The organism is Pseudoalteromonas rubra (genome assembly GCF_000967655.1).
Lineage (GTDB): Bacteria > Pseudomonadota > Gammaproteobacteria > Enterobacterales > Alteromonadaceae > Pseudoalteromonas > Pseudoalteromonas rubra_A.
In genome coordinates, this window is the sequence record NZ_JXYA01000027.1 from 197,743 (window position 1) to 211,031 (window position 13,289).

Below are 13,289 nucleotides of genomic sequence, written 5' to 3' on the forward strand. Positions count from 1 at the left end.
CACGCTCAGTGATGGAAAGCTGGCTGCAGGTATGGATATCAGTATTGGCTTCAAGGTGAAGGATGAAGGGAGAGATATAAATCAATTTACAATTTCAGGCGGTCTGGTCGGCTCGGAGGTTGAACAGGCGTGTAGCACAGGTGCCTATGATAGGAATCATACGCTCACCTGTAATTTAAGTTTAACATCACCACCTGCTGGGGATTACAGCTATCTGGCATCAGTTCAAGATAGTCAAAATAATACGGCCCTTTCAAAAAGTGTTGCGTTTACTGTTCTGAAAAGTAACACCGAGCCCACAGTAACAATTAAAGGGCTTGTGAATTCTATAGAGCAGGCAGGTAACTCCATTGATGTTGGGCAGGGAGACGAGGTTTCGTTTGTTGTTAAAGCCAGTGATGCAGATCAGGAGTCTTACAATGAACTGAATGAAGCGGTGTTCAGAGTAGGGAGTGGCAATTTCTCTGATTTTAGTAGTAACGATTTGTGCACCAGCCAATCTGGATGCAGTGAGTATATCGGGGAGGTTAGCCAGACTACCATCGTTGAGGTGAAGGTGAGAGATGCTGCTGGCGCTGAGGCAACCTCGGGTCTTACCTTTAATTATGTGACCGCGCCTGAAGTGCAGATCAGTGTGAGTAACGACGCACCATTTCATGATCAAGCATTCACTGTTAAAGCCGAAGTCAATGATAGGCACGGGTTCAACGCTAAAAATTCAGCTTTGATGTTATGTCGTGTTCCAAACGGTAGTAGGCTACCCAGGAATCAGGCGTGCGCGGGAAGTAGTAAAGTGGCAGATTGTAATGGTGCTGCGGGCAACAATAATGTGTACACCTGTGAATATACAGAAAATACCAAGTCTGATCAGGTTCTCTCCCCAGGTGGGTATACCTATTATACCTATGTCAAAAATCTCAAAGGATTACGAGGAAACGAGGCATCCGTTAATGTCAATGCTCAACCCTATTTGAGCACCCGCATTGAATATGACCAGCCAAGCAATACCTATATCCTTGAAGGTGACCCCGTAACATTTAGCGTAACAGCCTTTCCACAGAGCACACTGTCAGAGTCAATACACTATGACGACGTTCAATTTTTGCTGGATGGTTCGCCTATCGACATCGCTGACATAGAGATAAAAAATGTCAGGCATTGTGGTGTAAACAGGGCGCAACCGGAGGATAAAATCCTGCTCTGTACAGATAGTAGTAGTACCTTTGATCTAGTTTGGACGCCTGAGCAGGCGTATCAAAATATCTCTATTTCTGCACAACTGGCTGACAATACGGGTAACGCGAGTCGCTCGGACGCTGTTGTTTTGAATATTGTGTCACGTGAAAGCGTGACTCCTTCAGCCCCACGTATTAACGCACTGCCAGTGCCTGACAACATTCGCATTCGCGTAATTACGCTGTCAAATATCTACAACACCACTGAACTAGCTGTTAGCGCAAGGATAGGTAATCAGCCAGTCGCTATTGAAGGTGAAAGTTACAACAATGGAGAAGTATGGACAGGCCGGGTCACAACCAGCATCCAGAACCATGATCAAAACCTGATTATAACCGCTCAGGGAAAACGTAGCTTTGATGGGCGGGAGTTGGAAGGGCCCGTTGTCACTCATGATCACAATATTCAATATACTCTGCCCCAAAAGCCCAAGGTTTCAGTTGCGCTCATGGAAGATGAGTGGACGCCGGGTCAGTACGTGCTAACTGTAGAGCATCGTGATGCAAAAGAGCTCATTTTTGAGGAAATTGCTGAAACTGAGACAGTGCTTTACAGGCCAGCTAGTACAGAAGTGGTCACCGGCGACGGATCGTTCTCAAACACAATCAGAGTGGATCTTGCCAGAGCTCATGGTAAGAAGCTGTCCGTATGTGTTAAAGGCAGAAACTATCATCTTGAAGATGGTGCGCAGTTCCGGGCCACTTTAAGTGAACTAAGTTGTGCCAATAAAATAGTGCAGGACCCTGAAAAATTTACATCAGGTGCACCAGGCAAGCCCGATATTACTATTCAGGGAGATCAAAAAAACTGGAACCGGGTGCATGTGACTATCACGGGTGGAGTAAATACAGAACGTTTGAATGTGCAGGCTACTTTGGGGGGGGAGCCAGTTACTATTTTAGGTCGTGTTTACGATCCAAATTTAAGCAAGTGGACGGGCTATTTAGACACCCACTACGACCAAAAAGGGATGCAGCTGGAGGTTGATGCAACTGGGTATAAAACCGTACAAACAGACGATGGAAATTGGCACACTGAACTACACGGACCAACGGAGTCAGACACCTACACCATTACTTATCCCATTCCAGGGAGGCCAGATAAACCGACTGTTGAACTAGACGAACCGGTCAATAAATCAGGTCAGTATAGGTTAACGATAAAGCGACCCGCAGTACTAAATAATACCAAAGCTCTGGATATTTTTGCGACATTGGACAATGTGCCTATAGAAGTATCCGACAGGATCCCTGTTTCTGAACAGTCAGTGTCTGATCTTCGCTTTGACATATCTACAGTTGAGCATGACCACAGCAAAAAGCTTGAAGTCTGTGTTAGGGCTGTTAATTACCATAGCATTGACGGAGTGCAAAGAGACCCTGTTTTTGGCGAGCGAAACTGTAAAAGTGAGCGCGTTGACTATGGTGAGCCTGACGACCCCGGAGAGCCTGCAATTACCTTAACTCAGGCAGAAGTGGGCGTTTATTCTATAGAAATAGGCAATCTGAGCAAAGCCCATGCCCTGAACATCAAAGCAACGATGAATGGGGAAAAACTTGTTGAGGGTTCTGAAATAAAGTTTCAGGGCGTTTCTTACAATCACAGTATCGCAACCAAGTATCAGCATCATGGCGCAACACTGACAGCGTGTGCTTATTTGGTAAGGTATCGCGAAATACTTAAAAATGGACGCATCGTGTATGATGAAAAAGCCCGAAAAGAGGGCAAAGCTGTGTGTCATTCCACCGTTGTGTCTCACCAATTACCAATCCCTAGTGTTCCCAAGTTCACGCATTTCCCTCAAAATGGTAAGGCTGCCGGGGATTTTCTGTTGGGCTGGCAAAAAAGTGAAGATGCAGCCAGAGCATACTTCAAAGTAACCTCCTGGAAAGGCAGTGTTGCAGATAAGTTCAAAGATGATAACCAATTGACCGTAGTTACATTCAAAGAGCAGTTACAGCACCGAATTAACAAGCCGGGTTTGGGTCAGTTCAGTTATGAGCTCTCAGCCTGCAATGTTCAGGACTTGTGTAGTGACGGGCATCAGATAACTGTATCTAATGTTGTACCACTATTAGAGCAGGCAACCTTGCAGGTACATACTGAAAATAGTGCAACCCTTACACTAGCCGGACGGTATTTTGACCCCCAATCGTCAGAGCTGTTCATGCGATTGCGCAGCACCGGAGAAACATACAGCTTTAATAATGCCAGCCTGACTGTCACCGAAAATAAAGTTGAGGCAGAGATTAGCTCACAGCACATTATCGACGGATATCATGATAGTGGCTTATATCTGGCGGTGAATAACGGTGTGTACCAGAACGGTGAACAGGTGATTACTGATACGGTGTTAGACGGCAGAGGCCTGGAAATAACCTCAGATTTAATGGGGCGCTCAGTGACTGTCAGTAATAATGGATTTCTGTATGCCGGTACTGAGATGGGGTTATCCGCGTTTAAGATTGAAAACAAAGGCCTTAGTCATCAATGGACTCATCTGACCGATCCTCAGCTAGCCAATGAGATAAATACAATCAAGGGAGTCGCGGCCACGCCTGTTGTGGTTAGTAGCCAGGGCTTCGATGATTTATATTTTGGTGCGTTAAACCATACTTTTTACAAAGTTCGCCATCAAATCAACGCGGGTAACTTCGCCGACCGACATCTTGAAAAGTGGCGATTTATGACGCGTGGAGCAATTTTAGCGCCAGCGCAGCTAGATACTGACAATAATGTCTATGTTGGTTCAATGGACGAGGCCTTGTACTCACTGGATACTGATACTGGCCTGGTTAACTGGCATTACACATTTCCCAATTCAGGTGGTATTGGTGTGGCTCCTCAGCTCTCCGCATCCGGGCACATCTATGTGACGACAGTCGATGGTAATATGCATGAGATTGATCGTAGCATGATCAAAGCCAATGCACTTAAGTGGCAATCACTGGATGAACTCGCTGAAGCATTTGCAGACGAACTGGCTGAATGGGAGTCTCTATATTGGCATCCTGAGCAATCGGATACGAATGCGATAGTTGTGGCAAAAGCTTACTATATTTTGATGCAAAGGCCGCCAACTAAAGCGCAGCTTAGCTTTTTGACGTATCTGCTGACTAAGGGATATCCGCTAAATGAAATTATTTTTACACTCATCAGCGGCAACCCTGATTTGGCCAATACCGATAATGTCGGGTTTGTGAATCGTTTATTCGAGTACCTGACAGGTAATGAGCTTGCGTTAGATAGCAGCTTATCTTTGGGAGGCAAAACTCAGGCACAATGGGTCCTGGCTTTAAATTCAGGGGTAACCCGAGCGCAGCTGGTCTACCAGCTACTCAACACTGCGAAGCCCGAGTACAGCCAGGTGGTATACAGCTCATTGTATTATTTTTATGGTTACTGTCTGGCCTCAAAAGGCTGTACATATTATCCAGACAGCGATGGGGATGGCCTGAATGATCAAGTTGAGCTGCTAACGGGCCGCAACCCTCTGGAACCAACCGATGGCCTGGGAACTCCAACACTAAAATTGACTGAAAATATCAGTGGAAACCTGGCCTTTGAGGCGGAGTCGAGTGGTGATATTGACGAGTATCTGTTTGAACTAAGCGTAAATAACCAGAGTTTTAATGTAACGCGGTATTTTGAGGCCGAGGATAATCACCCGAGCAGGTCATCTTTACCCGGCGACCAAAGTGAACTGTATTATTCGCTGTCGAATGGTGAGTATCGTTTCAGAGTCAAAGCTTGTATCCGCATAACGCTACCGAATAGTGTGCAGGATAGACACTGTAGCCTGAACTACTCAAACGTAGAGTTCTTACACCTAACTGACAGTGGCGTAGATGCGCCAATTAGCTTAGTTATGCCCTATCACCAGGCAGATAAATCAGCGCCTTCGAACGAAGTATTGACAGCCAACGCCCGGCTTGCTGCCACTTTAGGCAGTTTCAGAGTCAGTGAGTCCGGTGCCGCGAATTATAGTTTGCCACTGATGGTTCCTGAAGGGATTGCAGGTGTTACTCCACAAGTATCGCTGAATTACAGTAGTCAAAGTGGTGATTCAAATGTGGCGCTTGGCTGGAGTCTGGAAGCGGGTTCAGCCATTAGCCGATGTAGGCAGACAAAGGCACAAGACGGCCAGTTTAAAGGGCTTACCCTGGATACTGATGACAGGTTATGCCTGGACGGGCAGCGGCTCATCAGTACCGGTAAAAAGCACAATGACAGTGGTTTTGCCGTGTTGGATAGTTACATAACAGAAATAGATAGCCAAATTAATGTGGTGAAAGTTAGTACCAATTCAGGTATTAAATTCATTGTGCAGGGGAAGGACGGCTCCGTTAAGCATTATGGAGGAAGTCCGGATCATGAAATTCGCTTAAAAGATTTTGATCAAAAAGAGCAAACGCTCAGTTGGTTATTGCACAAGGTGTATGACAATCTGGAAAGTGAAGAAACGGCTATCGAATATCATTACAAACGCATCGCTGAAAACGGTCATCGCGAGACGGTATTATCCAAGTTAACCTACAGTGACAATACCATTGAGTTTGGCTATCAAAGCGGACCTGTAAGATCCTTAACCTATGTAGATACCGCGACTACAAGCCAGCTGGCCAGGCTGACTAATATCCGAATGCTTAACCATCATGGATACGAACTATCAGAATATCAGTTCACATTTAGTACGTTAACTGATGGCCGTCGTACACTGGATGAGGTGGCTCAGTGTCGTGGAACTGTCTGCAAGCGTCCTGTGCAATTTCGCTACAATGACGCTGCAACGGCGCTAAACTTTGACAGCGCCACAACGCTTCTTTCTTCAGGGCAGGCAAGCACTTTAGCCGCTTTTTCACTGGCGGACTTACAGGGTGATGGCAAGCCTGAAATAGTGGTTCTATATAGAACTGCCACACACCGTTATGTACTGTGTGCCTACGAAGGCACTAATCAAATAGATTGCCGGGATGTCAACAGAGAAGATCACGATGAATCAGTGGCGATCGCCATTTACGACCATGACAATGACGGGCGGCAGAGTGTACTGATCAATATTAAATCACGTAAAGATGGTATCAACCGACCTTACTGGCAGCAATTTGGTATTGAGAACCACAGCTGGGAGCAGCAAACGTTACCTTTTGAAAAACCAAATTGGTTTATGCGAGAGCTGAAGCTAGCCGATATGAATGGTGATGGATACGTCGATGCGGTGTTTAAAAATGAGCAGGATGCAGCGGAACAACATATCTACGCGAGTGTATTTAACACCCAGACTAAACGCTTTGATCAACCTGAAATACTGGATGCAGACATAACGAGTGTGAATGCAGACTTCACCGAAAAAGGCAGCGACTGGGTGCTGCTGGATATGAACTTTGATGGCCTGGCGGATATCGTATCGTTCAAATGTCGCCAATTCACTCAATGTGATGAAAACAAAGTGAATCGCCTCTATGTTCATTACAATCAGGGCATGTCTGTACTCAATCATTTGAGTTGGTTCAATACCTTTACAGCCAGTCAAGTTACCACCGGGACTGAATTAAAACACCTCACCCCTGCTGATATCAATGGCGACGGCTTGGTAGACCTGATTTACATGGACACCAGTGCCAGCGATGAGGAGCAAAAACGCTGGAAAGTGCTCATTAACCAGTCCAGTGAGCGAGTAGAGTTTGAAGAGGTGTTTGTACAGGAAGCGCGCAGTGAAACAGGGGGGGTTGGGCTTGCAACGGATAAACTTGCTCCCATAGTCGCGGATGTTGATAAAAATGGCCGTGTTGAACTGTACTTCAAAAGCAATAATGGTGCACTGTGGTTTGCTTATGAGTGGTCACCCGGTCAACAAACTTTTGTAAAGTCAGACCACCACTTTAGTACTCCGGACATCTCTCCTGAGCAAGGCGACTACGCTTTTTATACTGATCACAATGGGGATGGCGTTGCAGAAATTCTGTACAAGAGCAAAAAGCACCTCAAAATGCGTTTTAACCAAACGCAAAGCCCTTATGAAGGCATGCTCTTTGAAATCACACAAGGCGCAGGAAATAAAACCAATATTACCTACGCGCTGATGAATGAGCCTGCGGTGTACTCTGAGCTTGCCGAGGTACTTGATGAAGATGCACGCTTGTTTCAGCAACAGGGGTTGCTGGTAACAAAAGCTATTTCGGCTATGCCTTTGGTCCAGCGTGTTACCTCAGACAGCCCTGCATCTGACAACAGCCTACTTAGAAGTTCGGTTGACTATCATTACCGGGGCGCCCGGATACAGTTTGGTGGCCGGGGCTGGCTGGGCTTTAAGCAATTGGAGACATCGACGGACAAAGCTGATAGTACGGGCACTTCATACACCTTTGTGACAACAACGCAGTACCATCAAGCATTTCCATTAACCGGAATGCCAAGTAGTACGCGCAAACAGTGGCAAGGGAATGAGGTGATTTCTGCGGCGCATAATACCTATGAAGTAAGAAACTTTGCACCATTAGCCAGCGGGGCGAGTGCTCATCAGGTATATCAGTCACTGAGCAGAGAGTGTAGCGCGCGGGTCGACAGCAATATGACTATCAGCGGCTATGCCTGTAACGCCATGTCTAACACTCAGGACAAGTATGCCAATGTTACTCAGACAATTACGACACAGTATGATACTAGCACTGATTTTGAACAATTTGTAACCGGCGGTGTGAATGCAAACCGACTGTCCTGGGTCACAACAGTAAACGCCTATGATAGCAGCGACATAGGACGTCGGCTGGGGCGTCTGATTTCAAGTGAGGTAACCCATGAACAGGCAGGGATGATGAGACTAACAAGGCGCTCTGAATTTGAGTATTACGATGAAAGTAGTCCTCATGCATGGATGCTCAATAAAGAAATTACGGCAAAGGGACAAGGGTGTCATCTGGAGCTGACTAAAACCTATAGCTATGATGATGTGGGCAATACGACAAAAGTGTCAACTGAAAACTCTGGGTGTACTGAGGGTAATCAGGTGCGTTATCTGGAGACTGTTTACGATGATGAAAAACGCTACCCGCAACATACAAAACGGAATTACTACAAAAGTGGTGAGTATGATCCGGAAAAGCAGCTGGAAATCAAAGGCGATGAGGTCAAAAAGCGCAATGCATATGGCCAGCCCTTGGTTGTTGAGTCTCCCAGTGGCAGCCGTACGGAGTTTATTTATGACACCTTTGGCAGTCAAATAGGTAATTATCAAAATACGGGGGCACAAAGTTATCGCTATGCAACTGCCTGTGATTTGCCTGGATGTGATATTCAGCTTGAGAAGTATGTAAATGGTGAGTTGGTCCAGCGTGATATGGTAGACCGGGTTGGGCGCGTCTTTGAAACACAAACGCGTACGGTACTTGGCAACTGGCTGAGCACGCGATACAGCTTTGATAAATATGGCCGTGCTGTGACTGTTATTGCACCAGGCCAACAGGCGGTGACCACACTGTATGATGTTTTTGACAGAATTACATATGTGCAAGACCCTAACGCAGATATTACGACGGTAAATGAGCGATTTGGGCTCACTTCGACTGTTACTTTGACCGGTAATGTGCCTGAAAATAACCAGTTCAGTAGCACAACCTACAATGAGTCAGGGCAAGTTATATCCGTTGTTGATGCAGACGGGAATAACTTGTCTTATGGGTATGACGTGTTAAATCAGCGCGTGTGGACACGCTCATCGGCAGATGGCAACAGTAAAGTTGCAGAAGTCAGTTACGACCTACTGGGACGTAAGACGCAGCAAAAAACAGTTGACTTGGGTACCTGGTCTTATACCTATAATGCCTTTGGCGAACTACTGTCGCAAACCGACGCTAGGCTGGTCACGACCCATTTTGAGTATGACTCATTGGGCCGCAAAACTCGCCAATGGCAAAGTGTGCCGGATAGCGCTTATCGTGATTCAACATCTGTGTTTTTGCAAACTGATATTGTCAACGAAGGAGCCAGTGAGTGGCTGTATGGAGGCAGTGCAGAGACTTACTTCCAGCTTAAAACTGCGACCCAGGGCAACGACTGGAAGCAACATTATTATTACGATAGCTTTGGTAGGCAGGTGTCAACCCTGACTGGGTTATCTGGTGCTACCCGCTGTAATGAGCATGTCATATTCAATACCCGGGCGAATGAGCTGAGGCTTAAAGCAGAGCCGAACAATCCGCTCATAAACCCAATATCCAGCTTGTGTGTTATTCAGCAAACGGCGTTTGACGAATATGGTCGGGTTAGTATTCAGCTTGATGATTATCGTCGCTCTGAAACAGGGCGATACTATGAAGCGAGAGGCATACGCAACCACTATCAATATGGCCAACTTAAGTCTCGGCAGGAGGCACGTGAAGGTGCACATGGTACGGTGTATTACAACCTGACTGGCCTCACAGCAAGAGGGCAGGTTAGCAGCTATGAGAAAGGGCATATCCCTGTGACACTGGGCTATGCAAGCAATGGCATGATTGCGAGCATCAATACACAAGGTCGCTACAGCTATGTACAAAACGAGCATTATGAATTTGATGGCCTGGGCAATCTGACCAAGCGGACGCTAACGAATCGGGCCGCAGAGCGATTTGGCTATGACGGGCTTAATCGGATAACACATATTAATGGTAGTAAGCACTTCAGCTACTCGGCCAGTGGCAACCTGTTAACCAAACTTGATGGCAATAAAGGTTGGACATACAGCTATGGTGGCGCTGGTATTGCGAAACATGCCCTGACGACCCGGCAATATCAGAAAATCATTCCGTTAGGGGGGGCTAGCGGCCCGGGTGGCAACCCGATAGACACCCCTTTTGGTGGTGGGGCGCAGGTGTACTCGTCGAGTAACTTCAGTGTATTCGGTGGCTCTGCGAACACGTCCGTACACACTGCCACTACAAATGAAACCAGCGCATTTGGTGGTGGTTTCACACAATTTAGAAAGGTAATGGTTTACGAGCGTTTTAAATACGATGCCAATGGCAACCAGACGCAGATGCAGACAGCAGAGAGGAACATTGCTGATTTGAGTGACTATCGGACGCTGAAATACACGACGAGAAACAAAGTCCGCGAAGTGACGGGCAACTCAGAGACGGTGCAATTTTCCTACGATGCACACAACCGCCGGTATAAACGTACTGACAAGCACCAAACGGTGTACTATGTTGGAGCACTGGAGCTGAGCGTAGACAACAGTACAGATGAGCACTACGTTAAACGCTATATTGGTAATGATGCAATGCAAATCTATTACAGCTCAGGTACCAGTAAGCTGCAGTGGCTGTTTACAGATCACCAAGGCTCCGTTGTAGCGGTAACCAATGCGTACTATAAATTGCTCAAGCGATTCAGTTACGACGTATTTGGAAAACAATCGCCACAGGCCTTTACATTCCAGGAGCGCAATGGCGGGCATGTTGCATCACACCTGACCTTATCTGTATTTAACTCCGTACCACCGAACCTGCGCGGCTATACCGGTCATGAGCCAGTCTCATTGGGTGGAGATAACCGCATCATTCATATGAATGGTCGGATCTACGATGCAGACACCGGCCGGTTTATGCAGGCGGATCCGGTGGTGCAGGCGCCTTCGAATCTTCAAAACTATAACGCTTATTCTTATGTGTTGAATAATCCGCTGTCTTATACGGACCCGAGTGGGTATTTGTTTAAGAAGCTCGGGAAGATTATTAAGAAGAATTGGCGGACGATAGCGGCGATAGGCATATTAGCGGTTACAGGATATGGTGTAGATCTATTCACAGCATTCGAAGCTTATGGAACAGCAGCAACAATAGCGGCTACAGGCGGAGCCCTTGCAGGGTATGTTGCAACAGGCAGTGCCAAAGGCGCTGTTATGGGGGCTTTGTCTGGCGCTGCATTTTATGGAATTGGCCAGGCATTTGGTGCTTCAAGTGGCTTCCTGAAAACAGGTGGTATTGGTCACTTAGGTAGTCATGCCCTTGCAGGTGGCATCATGGCAGAGTTACAAGGCGGCAATTTCGGCCATGGTTTCTGGAGTGCAGGGATCACAAAAGGCGCACAAATAGGTCGACTTGTTCCAGGCGGCTTGGTGGCAGGTACAATTGCTTCAGCTGTGATTGGAGGTACCGTTTCACACATCACAGGTGGAAAATTTGGGAATGGCGCGACGACAGCTGCGTTTCAGTTTGTGATGAATAAGTTTGTGACAGACAGCTTTGACAAAAAGAAGATGGAGCATCTTAAGCCAACAGATATGGAATACGAAATGGTTGAAAAGGGCGAGCTTGCTAAAATGTGGAAAAGTCGTTGTCTTAGAGGTGATCCTATAGGTTGTGTAGGATATGGTACTTGGGGTGAAGTAGATGATTTAGTTGATACTTTAGGCAAAACATCAGGCCTTTATTGGGCCTCTGTAGGCGCAACAGTAAGGGGAAATGCATTCACTGGTTTACTTGCTGCTAACGGTAGTATACCGTCAGATGAACTTTTACTTGCATTTGGTAAAGACATAGCTAATGCCCACCTCAATGCTACTGGTACAGATAAAGAGGGCCTTTGGTATTATTTATCTGCCGAGGAAATAACAAGTTATCATCATACTGTTTTCGACAGGAATGGGGTTAATCGGCGGTTTTATGGGGGGAGTTGGGCATCAGGGGTGCATGATTGGTCTCTAGAGATTTTTTATTGCCAGCCAGATTGTGATAGGAGTCATTAAAAAATGAAACTAAGAAGCCTTTTAATAGCTGTAACCTTTACTTTTAGCGTATATTGTCACGCAGGAGTAAAAGAGTTTTTAGTTTATGATGAAGATATAAAAAAACTTCTTGTTCAATATAGAAAATATGGTGGCGATAGTACCTCTATACTGCTTTATGACAAAGAGTTTGACTTACATAGCTTAGCTAAAGAAAATTTTACCCATATAAAAGCTGACTTATCTAATTTAGAGCCTATTTCTCATGGCAAGAGCTTATATAGAGTCTATCGAAATAAAAATTCTTGGACGTTGAATGAGTTTATCGTGAAAGAGTTCTTGGTTGAACCTTTGAAGTACATTGCTAGTTGCGTAAAGGGCTACGGCAATGGGAGGGTTTACTGTACTTTTAGACTAAATTTTCAAGGGAAAGGTTATCAGTTCACCTTACTTGGTGAGGATATTATTTTAGCGAATGAACTTGTAAAAGTATTACCTAAGTTAATTGGTGAACATTGAGTTGTAAGCAATGAAGTTGCATTGTTATGAAAAAAACAGAACTGAGAAAAATTGTTGAAAGTTACGGGTTTAAAAAAGGTCCGTCGGTTGATAGTTCCCTTATATATTTTTATGGTATCGATGAACGATACTCGATAGGGGTAACTATATCTAACCATAAGGTTGGAGATGTACCTCAAGTTCAGTACGGTATTTATGATCGTTACCTTGCAAAGGTATGGGGGAATGTTAGTGGCTTTGATATGGCTGAAGATTATTGTTTGACAATACAGCACCCATTGAATTATCGGGTTTTGCGAGATGGTAGAGTGCTGCCTATTGAGCAAGTCTTTGATGAAAAATTCTTTGGAGCTTTCATAGAAAGCTTTATAGGAAAAAAAGATGAGTTAGTTGAACAGTATGTTGTTTCACTAAATAGCTTTAATTATCCAGAACCACTAATTCCTGAAGAGAACTTTTTTGAAGCACTTGCCAAGAACCAAGGCGTGTACTTTGGGTTTATGTTTAAGTTATCTAATGGCGAAAGGGTTACGCTGGATGATATTGAAGTACAAAGAGATGAACTAAGAAAAACGTATGGACTAAGAAGGTTTATAAAGAGAGATCTCGCGCTTTTAGAAAGCTATATACAGAGTAACAAGGACAGCTGCCTTGGTTGATAGCATATTTTGTTAACTCCCATTAACCACAAGTAAGGTTAAGGTGGTATCCATTCAAAAACGGCGCTCAGTGAGCGCCTTTTTTCTGTGCAATCACGCCAGCGCGGTGTGCAGTGGAAATCAGCGCGGGCATGCACAGCTGACCAGCGGAGGGTGCATTTGTGGCCAGT

Annotated in this window: 3 protein-coding genes; all 3 read left to right on the forward strand. The window is 45.6% G+C overall.

Annotated elements, in window-relative coordinates:
* The first annotated feature begins 319 nt into the window (after positions 1-319).
* From TW77_RS13175 to TW77_RS13185, 3 genes are read left to right on the forward strand one after another with little or no spacing between them, the layout of a single operon-like run.
* Positions 320-11,962, forward strand: a complete 11,643-nt coding sequence (locus TW77_RS13175) for a SpvB/TcaC N-terminal domain-containing protein (RefSeq protein ID WP_162197956.1) — start codon at positions 320-322, stop codon at positions 11,960-11,962.
* Positions 11,963-11,965: 3 nt separating this feature from the next.
* On the forward strand, positions 11,966-12,460 hold the full coding sequence (locus TW77_RS13180; RefSeq protein ID WP_046005438.1) for a hypothetical protein: 495 nt from the start codon (positions 11,966-11,968) through the stop codon (positions 12,458-12,460).
* Positions 12,461-12,486: 26 nt separating this feature from the next.
* Positions 12,487-13,119, forward strand: a complete 633-nt coding sequence (locus TW77_RS13185; RefSeq protein WP_046005439.1) for a hypothetical protein — start codon at positions 12,487-12,489, stop codon at positions 13,117-13,119.
* The last annotated feature ends 170 nt before the right edge of the window (positions 13,120-13,289 follow it).

Excerpts from the sequence above, each read along its gene's own strand:
- TW77_RS13180 (WP_046005438.1), top strand. The coding sequence starts at position 11,966 with ATGAAACTAAGAAGCCTTTTAATAGCTGTAACCTTTACTTTTAGCGTA.
- TW77_RS13185 (WP_046005439.1), top strand. The coding sequence starts at position 12,487 with ATGAAAAAAACAGAACTGAGAAAAATTGTTGAAAGTTACGGGTTTAAA.